The organism is Paracoccus aestuarii, from assembly GCF_028553885.1.
GTDB classification, from domain to species: Bacteria; Pseudomonadota; Alphaproteobacteria; order Rhodobacterales; family Rhodobacteraceae; genus Paracoccus; species Paracoccus aestuarii.
In genome coordinates, this window is the sequence record NZ_CP067169.1 from 2626235 (window position 1) to 2641762 (window position 15528).

General features: G+C 68.9%; 15 protein-coding genes and 1 pseudogene. 7 read left to right on the top strand and 9 right to left on the bottom strand.

The window, feature by feature from the left end; translation table 11 throughout:
- The first annotated feature begins 5 nt into the window (after window positions 1–5).
- The gene (locus JHW48_RS13300) at window positions 6–491 is read left to right on the top strand and encodes a peroxiredoxin (protein ID WP_119885195.1); all 486 of its coding nucleotides are present in this window, start codon (window positions 6–8) and stop codon (window positions 489–491) included.
- On the opposite strand, the gene JHW48_RS13305 is transcribed toward JHW48_RS13300, so the two are convergent.
- From JHW48_RS13305 to JHW48_RS13320, 4 genes are all read right to left on the bottom strand, one after another.
- On the bottom strand, window positions 488–1621 hold the full coding sequence (locus tag JHW48_RS13305) for a GNAT family N-acetyltransferase (RefSeq protein ID WP_119885196.1): 1134 nt from the start codon (window positions 1619–1621) through the stop codon (window positions 488–490). The genes JHW48_RS13300 and JHW48_RS13305 overlap by 4 nt on opposite strands.
- A 74-nt stretch (window positions 1622–1695) precedes the next feature.
- Window positions 1696–2445 (bottom strand): glycerophosphodiester phosphodiesterase family protein, encoded by a 750-nt coding sequence (locus tag JHW48_RS13310; protein WP_119885197.1) that lies wholly within the window; start codon window positions 2443–2445, stop codon window positions 1696–1698.
- Entirely contained in the window at window positions 2445–2900 is a 456-nt protein-coding gene (locus JHW48_RS13315; RefSeq protein WP_119885198.1) for a RidA family protein, read from the bottom strand. Before JHW48_RS13315 ends, JHW48_RS13310 begins: the two co-directional genes overlap by 1 nt.
- Window positions 2901–2943: 43 nt before the next feature.
- Window positions 2944–6390, bottom strand: a complete 3447-nt coding sequence (locus JHW48_RS13320) for an AAA family ATPase (protein ID WP_119885199.1) — start codon at window positions 6388–6390, stop codon at window positions 2944–2946.
- Between the two features lie 124 nt (window positions 6391–6514).
- Between JHW48_RS13320 and JHW48_RS13325 the strand changes: the two genes are divergently transcribed.
- The 3 genes from JHW48_RS13325 to JHW48_RS13335 all read left to right on the top strand — a co-directional run bounded on the left by JHW48_RS13325 (window position 6515) and on the right by JHW48_RS13335 (window position 8427).
- A complete protein-coding gene (locus JHW48_RS13325; protein WP_119885200.1) occupies window positions 6515–6895 on the top strand; it encodes a CidA/LrgA family protein in 381 nt (126 codons plus the stop codon).
- Complete coding sequence (locus JHW48_RS13330) at window positions 6888–7607, top strand: LrgB family protein (RefSeq protein ID WP_119885201.1); 720 nt, start codon at window positions 6888–6890, stop codon at window positions 7605–7607. The genes JHW48_RS13325 and JHW48_RS13330 overlap by 8 nt, the downstream gene beginning before the upstream one ends.
- 62 nt (window positions 7608–7669) lie before the next feature.
- Window positions 7670–8427, top strand: a protein-coding gene (locus JHW48_RS13335; protein ID WP_119885202.1) for an IS5-like element ISPaes2 family transposase whose coding sequence is annotated in 2 segments (ribosomal slippage) — window positions 7670–7994 and window positions 7994–8427 — 759 coding nt in all. Because the reading frame shifts where the segments join, the coding sequence is not laid out codon by codon here.
- 166 nt (window positions 8428–8593) lie between these two features.
- Here JHW48_RS13335 and JHW48_RS13340 read toward each other — a convergent pair.
- From JHW48_RS13340 to JHW48_RS13350, 3 genes and pseudogenes are all read right to left on the bottom strand, one after another.
- Window positions 8594–9300, bottom strand: a pseudogene (locus JHW48_RS13340) (transposase family protein); the annotation flags it as partial.
- 97 nt (window positions 9301–9397) lie between these two features.
- Window positions 9398–9934 (bottom strand): molybdopterin adenylyltransferase, encoded by a 537-nt coding sequence (gene mog / locus JHW48_RS13345; protein ID WP_119885204.1) that lies wholly within the window; start codon window positions 9932–9934, stop codon window positions 9398–9400.
- A complete protein-coding gene (locus tag JHW48_RS13350; protein ID WP_119885205.1) occupies window positions 9931–11160 on the bottom strand; it encodes an argininosuccinate synthase in 1230 nt (409 codons plus the stop codon). The genes mog and JHW48_RS13350 overlap by 4 nt, the downstream gene beginning before the upstream one ends.
- A gap of 123 nt (window positions 11161–11283) precedes the next feature.
- On the opposite strand from JHW48_RS13350, the gene JHW48_RS13355 reads away from it, so the two are divergent.
- Both JHW48_RS13355 and ilvA read left to right on the top strand, forming a co-directional pair.
- On the top strand, window positions 11284–12000 hold the full coding sequence (locus JHW48_RS13355; protein WP_147388051.1) for a hypothetical protein: 717 nt from the start codon (window positions 11284–11286) through the stop codon (window positions 11998–12000).
- A gap of 39 nt (window positions 12001–12039) precedes the next feature.
- Window positions 12040–13281: a threonine ammonia-lyase IlvA gene (gene ilvA / locus JHW48_RS13360; protein ID WP_119885207.1), complete on the top strand. Its 1242-nt coding sequence runs from the start codon at window positions 12040–12042 to the stop codon at window positions 13279–13281.
- A gap of 6 nt (window positions 13282–13287) precedes the next feature.
- On the opposite strand, the gene JHW48_RS13365 is transcribed toward ilvA, so the two are convergent.
- Window positions 13288–13647, bottom strand: coding sequence for a hypothetical protein (locus JHW48_RS13365; RefSeq protein WP_119885208.1), 360 nt, complete (start codon window positions 13645–13647; stop codon window positions 13288–13290).
- Between the two features lie 123 nt (window positions 13648–13770).
- Here JHW48_RS13365 and JHW48_RS13370 point away from each other — a divergent pair, with 123 nt between their 5' ends.
- Window positions 13771–15054 (top strand): PP2C family protein-serine/threonine phosphatase, encoded by a 1284-nt coding sequence (locus JHW48_RS13370; RefSeq protein ID WP_119885209.1) that lies wholly within the window; start codon window positions 13771–13773, stop codon window positions 15052–15054.
- Here JHW48_RS13370 and JHW48_RS13375 read toward each other — a convergent pair.
- A complete protein-coding gene (locus JHW48_RS13375) occupies window positions 15051–15488 on the bottom strand; it encodes an NUDIX domain-containing protein (RefSeq protein WP_119885210.1) in 438 nt (145 codons plus the stop codon). The two genes, JHW48_RS13370 and JHW48_RS13375, sit on opposite strands and share 4 nt — an antisense overlap.
- Window positions 15489–15528 lie beyond the last annotated feature (40 nt).

The window sequence follows — 15528 nt, forward strand, 5'->3', positions numbered from 1 at the left end:
GTGCGATGACCATCACCGTCGGAGACAAGCTGCCCCAGGGCGATCTGCTGCAGGTCGGCGATGCCGGCCCCGAAAGCGTCAGCCTGGCCGATCTGACCCAAGGCAAGGTCGCGCTGTTCGGCCTGCCGGGCGCCTTCACCGGCACCTGCACCAATGCGCATATGCCCAGCTTCGTGCGCAATGCCGACGCGATCCGCGCCAAGGGCGTGGACCGGATCGTCTGCGTGACCGTGAACGACCCCTTCGTCGCCAAGGCCTGGGCCGAACAGACCGGCGCGACCGATGCGGGCATCCAGGTCATGGCCGATGCCGATGGCAGCGTGACCAAGGCGATGGGCCTTGATTTCGACGCGCCGCCGGTGGGCTTCTTCGGCCGCTGCAAGCGCTTTGCCGCCGTGGTCGAGAACGGCGTGCTGACCGCCATCGATGTCGAGGACAGCCCCGGCACCTGCTCCGTCAGCGCGGGCGAGGCGCTGCTGGAAAAGCTCTAACCGTCCTTGCGGAAGGGGGTGAAATCGGCCAGCGCGTCGATTTCATCGCCCATCGCGCGCCGCTCCTGGTCCAGGTAATCGTCCAGCGCGCGCAGAAATCCCGGGTCGCGGACCCAGTGCAGGGAATGGATCGGCACCGGCTCGTATCCGCGGGCCAGCTTGTGGTCCCCCTGCGCCCCCGCCTCGACGCGCGACAGGCCATGCGCGATGGCATGGTCGATGGCCTGGTGATAGCACAGCTCGAAATGCAGGAAGGCGTGGTCGGCCACGCAGCCCCAGTACCGGCCATAGATCGCATCCGGCCCCAGAAAGTTCAGCGCCCCGGCGATGGGCGTGCCGTCATCCTCGGCCAGGACCAGCAGGATGTCGTCGCGCATCGTCTCGTGGATGCGGTCGAAGAAGGCGCGGGTCAGATAGGGCTGGCCCCATTTGCGCGCCCCGGTATCCTGATAGAATTCCCAGAACGCGTCCCAGTGATGCGGCCTCAGATCGTCGCCCCGCAGGTGGCGGATGGTGCCGCCGAAGGCCTGGGCCCGCGCGCGTTCCTTGCGCAAATCCTTGCGCTTGCGCGATGACAGCGCGGCCAGGAAATCGTCATAGCTGCCATAGCCACGGTTCAGCCAGTGATATTGCTGGGTGATGCGCGGCAGGAAACCCGCGGCCCGGCCCAAGGCGGACTCGCTTTCCAGGCAGAAGGTCACATGCGCCCCCGACGCGCCCACGCGGTCGGTCACCTGCATCAGCCCGTCCAGCAGCCCCGCCCGCGCGCCGTCGTCACGCGCCAGCAGCCGCGCCCCGCTGGCCGGCGTGAAGGGCACCGCCGCCTGCAGCTTGGGGTAATATCGTCCCCCCGCCCGCATATAGGCCTGCGCCCAGGCATGGTCGAAGATGTATTCCCCCTGGCTGTGCGATTTCGCATAGAGCGGCATGGCGCCCACCAGCGCGCCTCCCCGTTCCAGCGCCAGGTGCAGCGGCTGCCAGCCGGTGCCGGTGCCGACCGATCCGGACTGTTCCAGCGCCAGCAGGAAGCGATGCGTGGTGAAGGGATTGCCGTCGCCCAGACCGTCCCAGTCCTGCGGGTCGATGGCGGCGATCGAGGGATGGGTCGTCAGGGTCAGCATGTCGCTCATGCCGTGCAAGATAGGCGCGCTGCGGGCGGTTGTCAGGCCCCGCCGATGTCGCAAGCGCGGCATCGGCGGAATGGTCACAGGGCCGCGTGATAGCCCTCGAAGGTGACGTTATGGGCGACGCGGCGGGCCGCGTCTTCCTCGGCGGGGCTGCGGATGGTCCAGGTCAGGATGCCCGCCCCCGCCGCCCGCAGCGCATCGACGCGCGGATTGGCCAGATCGCCCTTGTCATGCGACAGGAAACACGCCCCCACCCGGTCGTAATCGGCGATGGCGGCCAGCGCCTCGCGCCGTTCGGGGGGTACGCGCGCCCAGTCCCCTTCGGCAAAGGCGCAGGTGGTCAGGCCCACGGCGATGTCGGGGGCCGCCTCGCGGAAGGCCGCGATCATGTGCGGGTTGAAGGACATGACCGCCACGGGGCCGTCATAGCCCTGCAGGACCTCGGCCGTGCGGGCGGGCAGCGTGCCGGTATTCGGCCCACAGGTGCCGTCCTGATCCTTGATCTCGATCAGCAGGGGCACACGGCCCGCGACCAGGTCCAGCAGCTGGCGCAGCGTGGGGACGGGTTCATCCGTGCCCAGCAGGCGCAGCGAGGCCAGAGTCTGCGCGTCGGTCGCGGCGATGAAGCCCTGCCGGCCGGTCAGGCGCGTCAGCTGATAGTCGTGAAAGACCAGCGGCTCGCCGCCCGGGCCGGGCTGGATGTCGCATTCGATGCCGTATCCGGCCTCGATCGCCGCGCGGGCGGCGGCCAGGCTGTTTTCCGGCACGCCCGGCGCATGCAGGCCCCGATGCGTGATCGGGACCGTCAGCAAGCGTTCGTCCAGCATCAGCGGACCTCGAAGACGGCCTCGATCTCGACCGCGACGCCGAAGGGCAGCGAGGGGGCCGAGACGGCGGCGCGGGCATGGCGGCCGGCATCGCCGAAGACCTCGACCATCAGGTCGGAACAGCCGTTGATGACCTTGGGCTGGTCGGTGAAATCGGGGGTGGAGTTCACGAAGCCGGTCAGTTTGACCACGCGGGTCACCCGGTCCAGATCGCCCACCGCGGATTTCAGCTGCGCGATCAGCGCCAGCCCGCAGCGGCGGGCGGCGGCGGCGCCGTCCTCGACCGAGGTGCCGTCGCCCAGCTTGCCGGTGATCAGCCCGTTCTCATCCGCGCTGATCTGGCCCGAGATGAAGACCAGGTTGCCGGTCTGCACGAAGGGGACGTAATTGGCGGCGGGCATGGGGGCCTCGGGAAGGGTGATGCCCTTGTCGGCCAGGGTTTGCTCGATGCTCATGGGATCCTCGCATTGTGATGGGCGGACCCTAGCGCGGACAGGCTCAGGCGACCAGAGCCTCGGCGCGTTTCAGATCCACGGAGACGAGCTGGCTGACGCCCTGTTCGACCATGGTGACGCCGAACAGCCGATCCATCCGCGCCATGGTCACCGCATGATGGGTGATGATCAGGAACCGCGTGTCGGTCCGCCGCGTCATCTCGTCCAGCAGGTCGCAGAAGCGGCTGACATTGGCGTCGTCGAGGGGCGCGTCGACCTCGTCCAGCACGCAGATGGGCGCGGGATTGGCCAGGAACACCGCAAAGATCAGCGCCATCGCGGTCAGGGTCTGTTCGCCCCCCGACAGGAGGCTGAGCGTCGACAGCCGCTTGCCGGGCGGCTGGCACATGATCTCCAGCCCCGCATTCAGCGGATCGTCGGATTCGACCAGCACCAGGCGCGCCTCGCCGCCGCCGAACAGCGCGGTGAAGAGCGTCGCGAAATTGGCGTTCACCGTCTCGAAGGCGGCCAGCAGGCGCTCGCGCCCCTCGCGGTTCAGGCTGCCGATGCCGGCGCGCAGCTTGGCGATGGCGGATTCGAGGTCGGTCTTCTCCGCCGCAAGCTGGTCGCGTTCGGCCTCCAGCGCCTGCTTGTCCTCGTCGGCGCGCAGGTTCACCGCGCCCAACGCGTCGCGGGACGCGCGCAGGCGGGCGATGCGGTCCTCCAAGGCGGCGGCATCCGAGTCGGTGATCTGGCCCAGGCTCGCCCGCAGCTGGTCGGGGGTCTGATCGGTTTCCTCGACGATGCGGGCGCGGGCGGCGGCCTCGGCCTCGCGGGCGGCATCGGCGCGGGCTTGGGCGCTGGCACGGGCCTCGCGCGCCTCGGAGGCCAGGCGTTCGGCATCGCGGGCGGCCATGGCGGCGGTGCGGGCGTGATCCTCGGCCCCGGCCAGGCCCGCACGCGCCGCGGTCAGTCGCGCGATCAGCGTTTGCTCGCGCGTGTCGAGGTCGGCGCGCCGGTCGGCCAGGATGCCCGGCTGGTCCTGCGCCTCGGCCAGGTCGCCGCAGGCCGCGTCGCGGCGCGAGGCCAGTTCCGCCGCGCGCGTGCCCGCCTGTTCCAGGCGCAGGCGCCAGCCGGATTGCTCCTTGGCGATCTCCTGCTGGCGCTTCAGGCGGGCCTGGCCCTCGCGGCGCAATTCGTCCAGGGCGGCGCGGCGGGTCATGGTGGCGATGCGCGCGGCCTCGACGGCGGTGCGGGCATGTTCGACCGCCGCCGCCGCATCGCCGCGATCGGGCAAGGCCGCCAACTGATCCTCGGCCTCGGCCAGCCGTTCGCGGGCATCCGCGGCATCGGCGCGGTGACGGGCCAGTTCCGCGCCCGCGCTGTCGGCGCGGCTGGCGGCAAGGGCCAGGTCCGATTCGGCGCGGGTCGCGGCGCGGGCGGCCTCGGACAGCAGGCGCTCGGCCTCGCGGCGGGCGTCGCGGGCGGATTTCTCGGTCTGGGCGGCGGCGGAAAGGGCGTCGCGCGCGGTCTCATGGGTGGCGCGGGCGTCCTCGGCCCGGGCCTGGGCCTCGTCGGATTGGGCGGTGATGCGGGCCAGTTCGTTGACCTTCTGCAGATGCAGCGCCGCGGCCGAGCTGGCCTCGCCCGCCATCACCCGCATCCCGTCCCAGCGGAACAGATCGCCCGCAGGCGTCACCAGCCGCTGGCCGGGCAGCAGGGCGTCCTGCATCGCGGCCCCCCGCGCCGCATCCAGCACCAGCCCGGTCTGGGACAGGCGCCGGGCCAGCAGCGCAGGGCCGCGCACATGCGGGGCCAGCGGATCGGCACCCGGCGGCAAAGGCTGGGGCGCGTCCCATCCGGGCAGGTCGTGCCAGCCCGACCCGTCCCCGGTCACGCCCGCGCGCAGATCGTCGCCGAGGGCTGCGCCGAAGGCCGCCTCGTAGCCGCGCGCCACCTCGACCCGGTCCAAGAGCGTCGCCCCGCCCGAACGGCCCCGATCCACCAGCCGCTGCAGCGCGGTGCGTTCGGCGGCCAGCGCCGCGGCCTCGCCCTCGGCCTCGGCGCGGGACTGGCGGGCGGCGGATTCCACGGCCTCCAGATCGGCGCGGGCGGCCTCGGCCTCGGCCAGAGCGTCCTCGGCGGCCAAGGCGCGGTCGCGGGCGGCGTCCTGGGCGGCATCGGCGCGGTCCAGCGCGGCGCTGGCGGCCTCGCCCGCGGCATCGGCCTGGGCCACGGCCTCGGCGGCCTCGGTCGCGGATCGGTCGGCACGGTCGAACATGCGGCGCAGATCGGCAGCCAGACGTTCGGCGGATTGGTGGCGCGCGGCCAGACGGGCGGATTCGTCGGTCAGCTCGGCCAAGCGCGCCTCGACCTCGCGCAGCGTGTCCGAGGCCGCCTCGGCCAGTTCGGACGCGACCTCCACCCGGTCGTCATGGCCTTGGGCCGCGCGGTCCAGCTCGGTGCCTTCCCAGTCCAGGCGGTCCATCACCTCGACCGCGTCGCGGTTCAGCGCCTCCTCGCGATCGATGTCGCGGTCCAGCTGGGCGATGCGGGCAGACAGGGCGGCGATGGCCTGGGTCGCGCGGGCCTCGGCCTCGGTCAGGGCATCGCGTTCGGCGGCAAGGCGCTGGACGAGGGCGGCGGCGATCTGCTCCTCCTCGCGCAGGGGGGGCAACGCGGCCTCGGCCGTGGCGCGCGCACCTTCGGCGGCGTCAGATGCCGCGCCTGCCTCGGTCGCCGCCCGCAGCGCGCGGGCCAGCGCCTCGGCGGCGGAAAGGCGCGCGGCCTCGGCATCCGACCAGCGGCGCCACAGCAACAGCCCCTCGGCCTGGCGCAAAGCGGCGCCGATCTCGCGGTATCTCGCGGCCGCGCGGGCCTGACGGGCCAGGCTGGCGGCCTGTGTGGACAGCTGGTCCAGCGTATCATCCACCCGCGTCAGGTTCGCCTCGGCCCCGTTCAGCTTGAGTTCGGCCTCGTGGCGCCGCGCATAGAGGCCCGAGATGCCCGCCGCCTCCTCCAGGATACGGCGGCGGTTTTTGGGCTTGGCGTTGATCAGCTCGCTGATCTGGCCCTGACGCACCAGCGCCGGGCTGTGCGCCCCGGTCGAGGCATCCGCGAACAGCATCTGCACGTCGCGCGCCCGCACGTCCTTGCCGGCGATCTTGTAGGCGCTGCCCGCGTCGCGGGTGATGCGGCGGGTGATGTCGAACTGGTCGTCATCGTTAAAGCCCGCGGGCGCCAGCCGGTCGCGATTGTCGATGGTCAGCGAGACCTCGGCATGGGCGCGCGCGCCGCGCCGCGTGGTGCCGGCGAAGATCACGTCCTCCATCCCGTCGCCGCGCATGGCGGTGGGGCGGTTCTCGCCCATGACCCAACGCAGCGCCTCCAGCAGGTTCGACTTGCCGCAGCCATTGGGGCCGACCACGCCGGTCAGCCCCTCGCGGATGACCAGGTCGGTCGGGTCGACGAAGCTCTTGAAGCCGTTCAGGCGCAGGCGGTCGAAACGCAAGGGGCGGGGTCCGTGGGGCGGTGAAAGGATGGGTGATCTTCCATGGCCCGGGGGGGCAAGTCAACCGGAGCGCCCGTGATCGCGGCCACTGGCGCGGCGCGGGGGCTCCGGCTAGTCTGGCGCGATGATCCAGACGCTTGCCATCATCCTGGGCTTCCAGCTGACCGGAGAGGTCCTGTCCCGCGCCCTGTCCCTGCCGCTGCCCGGGCCGGTGACAGGGCTGGTGCTGCTGGTCCTGGCCTGCATCCTGCGGCCCGCTTTGGCCGAAGCGATCCGGCCGGTGACGCAAGGGCTGCTGGCGCATCTGTCGCTGTTCTTCGTGCCGGCGGGGGTGGGGATCGTGGCGCATTGGGATCTGCTGCGCGACCAGGGGCTGGGGCTGGCCGTGGCGCTGATGGGATCGACGCTGCTGGCCATCGCGGCGGGGGCCTGGGCCTTCACCGCCGTGGCCCGGCTGACCGGGTCCGAGGAGCGCGAGGCGCTGCGGGACCAAGGCCGTGAGTGATCCGGCGCTGATCTGGTCCTATCTGGCGCAGGGGCCGCTCTTGTGGCTGACGGCGACGCTGCTGGCTTATCTGGCGGGGGATGCGGTGTCGCGCCGCCTCGGACGGGCCAGCTGGGCCAACCCGGTGCTGGTCGCGGTGATCCTGCTTGCGGTGCTGCTGGGCGCGACGGGCACCGATTACGCGACCTATTTCGAGGGCGCGCAGTTCGTCCATTTCATGCTGGGCCCGGCCACGGTTGCGCTGGCCCTGCCGCTTTACGACAACCTACCCCGCGTGCGCCGCGCCGCGCTGCCGATGGTGGCGGGGCTGCTGGCGGGATCGGGGGTTGCGGTCCTCTCGGCCCTGCTGATCGCGCGCGCCTTCGGGATCGAGGGATCGGTGCTAGCCTCGCTGGCGCCGAAGTCCACGACCGCGCCGGTGGCCATCGGCATCGCCGAACAGCTGGGCGGCCAACCGACGCTGACCGCCGCGCTAGTGCTGCTGACCGGGATCTTCGGCGCCATCGTGGTGACGCCCCTGTTGAACGCGCTGAAGATCCGCGACTGGCGCGCGCGCGGCTTCGCTGTGGGGGTCGCGGCCCACGGGATCGGGACCGCCCGGGCGTTTCAGGTGAATGCCACCGCGGGCGCGTTCTCAGGGATAGGCATGGGTTTGAATGCGGTATTGACGGCGATCATCGCGCCTTTGGCCCTACGTCTGTTCGGCGGCTAGGCTCCAGACCCATTGATCTTACGGTCTTTGCATGATTCAGGCTCCTCAAGGAGACCTGATCGATGAGTAATCTTTACTGGCTGAGCGACGCCCAAATGGAGCGTCTGAAACCGTTCTTTCCCAAGAGCCATGGCAAGCCCCGGGTCGATGATCGTCGCGTTCTCAGCGGCATAATTTTCATCAATCGTAATGGGTTGCGGTGGTGTGACGCGCCGAAGGAATACGGCCCGGCCAAAACCCTCTACAACCGCTGGAAGCGCTGGAGCGATAACGGGGTTTTTGCCCGGATCATTGTCGGCCTTGCCGCCGAGAGCGCCGAGCACAAGACGATCATGAATGACGCGACCTATCTCACGGCACACCGCACGGCCTCGAGCCTTGGGGTGAAAAAGGGGGGCGCGGGCGCCAGATCGGGCGCACCAAAGGCGGTATGAACACCAAGTTGCACGCTGTCGCCGATGCGAAGGGGCGGCCGATCGGGTTCTTCATGTCGGCCGGCCAGGTTAGCGATTACACCGGCGCGGCGGCGCTGCTGGGCAGCCTGCCGAAGGCTGAGTGGCTTCTGGCCGACAGGGGCTACGACGCTGACTGGTTCAGAGACGCTTTGAAAGACAAGGGGATAAAGGTTCGCATCCCCGGACGGAGGTCCCGCAAGAAGGTCGTCAAATACGACAAGCGGCGTTACAAAAGGCGTAACCGCATCGAAATCATGTTCGGACGTCTGAAGGACTGGAGGCGCGTCGCAACCCGTTATGACCGCTGCCCGGAAACGTTCTTCTCAGCGATCATGCTCGCCGCAACCGTCTTGTTCTGGCTGTGAAACTTAATGAGTCTGGAGCCTAGACATCTGAGCCAGACAGATTCATCCCAAATCCGATCCAACAGATGCCGGGACTGAACAGTTCTGGGGGCTGCTCGGCGAACTGAATGCCCCTCGCCATCGGGCTTGAACCGGTGGCGCCCGCTGGCTCAATCGGTGAGAATGGTATGGACCTGATACGATGAGGCGACCCGCCGAATGCTTCGAGCATGCGCTGCAAGAGTTCCCAGGCTGTCTTCCTGTCTGCCTTGTCGACGAGCTGGGTGACGGCAAACTTGCTCGTGCGGTCGATGCCAACGAACAGAAAGAGCTTGCCCTCATCGGTCTGCACCTCGGCGATGTCGATGTGAAAGAAGCCGATGGGGTAGCGTTTGAACTTCTGCCGCTTCGGTTTGCTGCCCTCCACGTCAGGCAGCCGAGAGATGCATTCGTCATTGGGCTTGAACCGGTGGCGCCGCAATGGCTCATCGCTGCAGACACCGATGGAGCGCTGAGCGTGTCACGTGCGGGATGGATGGCTGCAGGGCATAGAGGCGTTCTGCGCTACAAACGATCCCCCGGATCGTTTGCTTCACGCTTGAACTCCCGCGGCAGCAGCGTGTGCCGTCGGAAAGCGACGATGGTCGCCTCCTCAGCCTCGGTCAGGATCGTCGAGCGCGGTTCCTTTTGGCCCGGTCTTGAGGTCCTCGACCGTCTGGCGCTTGCGCCACTTCGCAACCGTCTTGGGATTGATCCCAAGATCCCGGCTCAGTTGCGCGCGCGAAGCTTGCGATCATTCGGGCCAGGCCCTCGGACCGATGGCGAGCCGGCCCTCATTATTGCAGCTCTTACGGCAAGCGTGGTCATGGCGCTTCCATGGCGAACCTGGCCCATAATGCTTCCTTCCATTCCCGCGAAAGGATCACACCATCAAACCGTGGGATCAAACAACTAGGTCCAAATACCCAATCGCCACGCCAAGCAAGGGCGATCAGGCTGATTTGGGGCGGAACGCCTCCAAACGCTGCGGGTCGGTCTCGATCCGGGCCGCGCCCATCAGGTCCAAGCAATAGGGGACGGCGGCAAAGACCGCGTCCAGGCAGGTCGCGATGGCCGCGGGCTTGCCGGGGATGGTGATGATCAGCGTCTTGCCGCGGATCGCGGCGGTCTGGCGCGACAGGATGGCGGTCGGCACCTCGCGGAGAGAGGCGCGGCGCATCTCCTCTCCGAAACCGGGCAGTTCCTTGTCCATGATGTCGGCGACCGCCTCGGGCGTCAGGTCGCGCGGGGCGGGGCCGGTGCCGCCGGTGACCAGGATCAGGTCCGCGCCACCGTCGGCCAGGTCGCGCAGGGTGCTGGCCACGCTGTCGCGGCCGTCGGGGATGATGTGGCGGTCGATGGTCATGGGCGAGGTGATGACGCCCCGCAGCCAGGCCTCGGCACCGGGGCCGCCCTTGTCCTCGTACTCGCCCCGCGACGCGCGGTCGCTGACGGTGACGATGGCGATGCGGGCGGCCCCGGCGGTCATTTCGCCACACGGGCGTTGCGGTTGGCGATCAGCCTCAGGCGCAGCGCGTTCAGGCGGATGAAGCCCGCAGCGTCCTTCTGGTCATAGGCGCCGGCGTCGTCCTCGAAAGTCACATGCGCCTCGGAATAGAGCGAATGATCCGACCAGCGGCCCACGCAGGTTGCCAGACCCTTGTAGAGCTTCAGCCGCACGGTGCCGGTGACATGTTCCTGCGACTTGTCGATCAGGGCCTGCAGCATCTCGCGTTCCGGGCTGAACCAGAAGCCGTTATAGATCAGCTCCGCATAGCGCGGCATGATCGAATCCTTCAGGTGGCCCGCGCCGCTGTCCAGGGTGATCTGCTCGATGCCGCGATGGGCCTCCAACAGGACCGTGCCGCCCGGCGTCTCATAGATGCCGCGCGACTTCATGCCGACAAAGCGGTTCTCGACGAAGTCGAGGCGCCCGATGCCATGCGCGCCGCCCAGTTCGTTCAGCCTGGTCAGGATCGTGGCGGGCGACATGGCCTCGCCGTTGATCGCGACCGCGTCGCCCTTCTCAAATGTCACCTCGATGAATTCGGGCTGATCGGGGGCGTCCTCGGGGTTCACGGTGCGCTGATAGACATAGTCGGGCGCGGCCACCGCCGGGTCCTCCAGTGCCTTGCCCTCACTGGAGGTGTGCAGCAGGTTCGCGTCCACGCTGAACGGCGCCTCGCCGCGCTTGTCCTTGGCGATGGGGATCTGGTTCTTCTCGGCGAACTCGATCAGCTTGGTGCGGCTGGTCAGGTCCCATTCCCGCCAGGGCGCGATCACCTTGATCGACGGGTCCAGCGCATAGGCCGACAGCTCGAACCGGACCTGGTCGTTGCCCTTGCCGGTCGCGCCATGCGCCACCGCATCCGCGCCCGATTCCTGCGCGATCCGCACCAGATGCTGCGAGATCAGCGGCCGGGCGATCGACGTGCCCAGCAGATACAGCCCCTCGTAGAGCGCATTGGCCCGGAACATCGGGAAGACGAAATCGCGCACGAATTCCTCGCGCACGTCAACGATGTGGATGTTCTCGGGCGCGATGCCCAGCATCAGCGCCTTCTCGCGCGCGGGCTCCAGCTCCTCGCCCTGGCCCAGATCGGCGGTGAAGGTCACCACCTCGCAGCCATATTCGGTCTGCAGCCATTTCAGGATGATCGAGGTATCAAGCCCCCCCGAATAGGCGAGGACGACTTTTTTCGGCGCGTCGGACATGCGGTTAACCCTTCGTCGAAGTTTCAGCGGGAATACGGCGATTTGCGCGTTGTCACAAGGGTTCGGGGGCGATTAGCGTGAGCGCGATTTCAATCAGGTGATTTGATGCTGGCCTGTCGATTGGTGTTTCATGCCGTCCGGCAGCTTTTGGGCAACCGGGGCGCCACGCTGCGGTTGTCGCTGCTGCCCGGGCTGCTGTGGCTGGGCTTTGCGGCGGGACCGATGCTGCTGGTGGGGACACCGCAGCTGCGGGTCCAGGGTGGGGGCGTCGTGCCGCTTGAGGCGGCGATGCTGCTGGCCATCGCCCTCCATGTCGCGATGGCGGTCGCGTGGCATCGCCACATCCTGCTGGGCGAGCCCGCGCGTCTGCGCGACGCCGGGCGCGGGCGGCAGATGCTGGCCTATCTGGGTCGGCTGGGCATGGTCCTGCTGGCCCTGATGCCCGCCATGGCGGCGGCCTTCCTGCTGCTCGGCGTGGCGGTGCGTTTGGGCAGCCAGCCCGCTTGGATCGTCGCCGTGGCTTTCGCCGGCAACGTGCTGCTGAACGCGCTGATCCTGCGCCTGCTGACGGTGCTGCCGGGCGCGGCGCTGCGCCATTCCCGGCCCTGGGGGGCCGCATGGGCGGCGACGAAGGGTCGGGGATCGACCTTCCTGCTGCTAGGTCTGGCGACGACGGCGGCGCAGACCCTGATGCCGCATGTCATCGGGTCGATGGCATCGACATCGGTGACGCAGGCGGTGCTGGTGCATGCGGCGCTGTCCTGGCTGGGCGCGTTGATCACGTTGTCGCTGATCACCACCCTCTGGGGGCATTTCGTCGAAGAGCGTGCGCTGCGCTGACGGCTTGCCAAGGGGCGCGTTTCGCGGCATGGGCGGGGCATGGAAAACTTTGCCGCCGCCGTCCGTCTGGCCGAGGCCGCGCTTCGCGACCTGTTCGAGCCTACGCCCCTGCAACGCAACGACCACCTCTCGGCGAAATACGGCGCCGAGATCTGGCTGAAGCGCGAGGATCTGACGCCCGTGCGCAGCTACAAGCTGCGGGGCGCCTTCAACGCCATGCGCAAGCTGGTGGGCGGCGGCGCGCCGGGCCATTTCGTCTGTGCCAGCGCGGGCAACCATGCGCAGGGCGTGGCCTATGCCTGCCGCCATTTCGGCGCGCAGGGCACGATCTTCATGCCCGTCACCACGCCGGGACAAAAGATCGCCAAGACCCGGATGTTCGGCGGCGATGCGGTGCGGATCGTGCTGACAGGCGACTATTTCGACCAGACCCTGGCCGCGGCCCAGGCCTTCTGCGCCGATGAGGGCGCGCAGTTCCTGTCGCCCTTCGACGCGCCCGACATCATCGAGGGCCAGGCGACCGTGGGCCTGGAGATGCTGGCCCAGCTGGGCCGCGCGCCCGATCTGGTCGTGCTGCCCGTGGGCGGCGGCGGCCTGTCGGCGGGCGTGACCAAGCTGCTGGCGACCGAGGCGCCGGACACCCGTTTCGCCTTTGCCGAGCCCCTGGGCGGTGCCAGCCTGCAGGCGGCGCTGCGCGCGGGCGCGCCGGTGGCCCTGCCCGCCGTGGACAGCTTCGTCGACGGGGCCGCGGTGGCGCGCATCGGCGCCCTGCCCTTCGAGGCGCTGTCGCGGTTTTCGGAACATGACGTGCATCTGGCCCCCGAGGACCGCATCTGCCGCACCATGCTGGAGATGCTGAACACCGAGGGCGTCGTGCTGGAGCCTGCGGGCGCGCTGGCGCTGGACGTGCTGGGCGATCTGGGGGATCTGTCGGGCAAGGCGGTCGTGGCGGTCTGCTCGGGCGGCAATTTCGATTTCGAGCGCCTGCCCGAGGTCAAGGAACGCGCGCAGCGCTTCCAGGGCGTGAAGAAATACTTCGTCCTGCGCATGCCGCAGCGCCCCGGCGCGCTGCGTGATTTCCTGGAGCTTTTGGGCCCGAACGACGACATCGCGCGGTTCGAATACCTCAAGAAATCGGCGCGCAACTTCGGTTCGGTGCTGATCGGGATCGAGACCTCGGAGCCTGCGAACCTGACGGCGCTGATGGCGCGGCTGGACCAGTCGGGCTTTGCCTATCGCGACATCACCAATGACGGGATCCTGTCCGAACTGCTGGTCTGATCCCGGTCATGATGCGCGGGCGCTGGCCTCGTCGGGGCGGTCGTCGCCGATCACATGGGGCAGGTCGCGCAGGAACAGCTGGCGCGCATGGCCGAAGCTGGCCCGCAGCGCCGGAATGCCCAGGTCGAACCGACCGGTCTGCGACAGCTGCTGTTCGCCGCGCCGGCACAGGTCGCAGAAATCGCTGAACCCGATCGTCGCGCCCAGCCCGAACAGCAGGTGCAGATCCTCGGCCAGATAGGGCACGCGGCGGTCGAGCGCGGACAGATGCGCCTCGATCTCGGTCAGCACGGCCTCGATCAGCGGCCATGTATCATCGGGGCGCATCGCGTCGCGCAGGTCGATCACTCGGTTCCAGTCGATCATGTCCGTGACCTTTCGAATCGTCAGACTGGTTTCACCATAGGCTGCGACGATTTCAAAAGGTTTAATGCCGACAATACCTTGGGGTTTACCTTGTCTTTACCCCCCGTGGCTTATCCAGTCCCCATGACAGCCGCGAATCGCCCCTCCGCCAAGGTTACCCTGCCCACGCCCCCCACCGCGCGGCTGGTGCTGCTGGTCGATGACAGCGCCGCCCAGAGGCGGCTGCTGGCGCGGCTGCTGACACGCGGCGGCTATCAGGTGGCCGAGGCCGCCACGGGGGACGAGGCCTTGGCCATCTGCGCGCGCCTTGCCCCGGATCTGGTCCTGTCGGACTGGAACATGCCGGGCATGACCGGGCTGGAATTCTGCGCTGCCTTCCGGGCGATGTCGCGGCCCAATTACGGCTATTTCATCCTGCTGACATCGAATCCCGATGCCCGCGCCATCACCGAGGGGCTGCAGGCGGGGGCCGACGATTTCCTGCACAAGCCCGTCGCGCCGCAGGAGCTTCTGGCCCGCATCGCCGCCGGCGAACGCATCCTGCGCGTCGAGGAGGAGCTGCGCGCCAGCAACACCCAGCTGCGCGCCGCGCTGGCCCAGCTGTCCGAGACCCAGGCCGCGATCGAACGCGACCTGCGCGAGGCCCGCAAGCTGCAGCAGGGCCTGGTGCGCGAACGATCGGGCCGCTTCGGCCAGTTCGAGCTGAGCCTGCTGCTGCGTCCGGCGGGCCATATCGGCGGGGACCTGGTGGGGTTCTTTCCGATCTGCCCGGAACGGGTGGGGCTCTATGCGCTGGACGTGTCGGGCCACGGGGTGACGGCGGCGCTGCTGACGGCGCAGCTTTCGGTGCATCTGTCGGGATCGTCGGACCAGAACATCGCCCTGCGCGGCGCGCAGGCGGGCAGCGATTCCGTCGGACCCGCCGCCTTGGCGCATTTCTTCAACAACATGATGCTGGAGGAGATGAACACCGACACCTACTTCACCATGATCTATGCCGAGCTGAACCATGTCTCGGGGCGGCTGCGGATGGTCCAGGCGGGCCATCCCCACCCGGCCCTGCAGCGCGCCGACGGCCAGGTCCAGCATCTGGGACAGGGCGGCATGCCGGTCGGGGTCTTCGAACACCCGCTGTTTGACGAGATCGACATCACCCTGGATCCGGGCGACCGGCTGCTGATCGCCTCGGACGGGATCACCGAGGCCGCGACCCCGAACGGCCGCCAGCTGGGCAATGACGGGCTGGAGGCGGTGATGCGCACCAACGCCTTCCTGCAAGGGCATTCCTTCCTGGAATCCATGGCCTGGTCCGTGTCGGAATACTGCCGCGGCGAACGCCAGGACGACATGTCCGCGATCCTGATCGAACATCGCGGGACGGGCAAGGTGATCCGGCTGGACGACTAGCCCATCCAGTGCCGCAGCGCGGCGCGCGATCCGGGATCGGTCAGGCGGTCCAGCGCCTCGGCGGGGGGCATCCAATGGGCGCTGTGGCCAGGCTCGGTCGGGGCCGACAGGCGCCGGATCGGCCGGGCCAGCCAGATCGCGCAGAGCTTTTCCGCGTGAAACCCGTAATCGGGCATGAAGCAGAACCGGCGATAGCAGCCCAACAGGCGCGGCGTGCCGATGCTCCAGCCGGTCTCCTCGCGGACCTCGCGATGCAGGGCCGCGACGGGGTGTTCGCCCGGATCGACGCCGCCGCCGGGCAGCTGGAATTCCGGCTCGGGCGCTTGCTGATGGGTCAGCAGCACCCGGCCGTCGCGGATCAGGATGGCATAGGCCCCCGGGCGCAGGCGGTGGCTGCGGCCGATACGGGGCGGGGGGCCGAAACGGGGGATCATGGGACCTCGGGGCTGGGACAGCGCCGTGATAGCGCGGCGC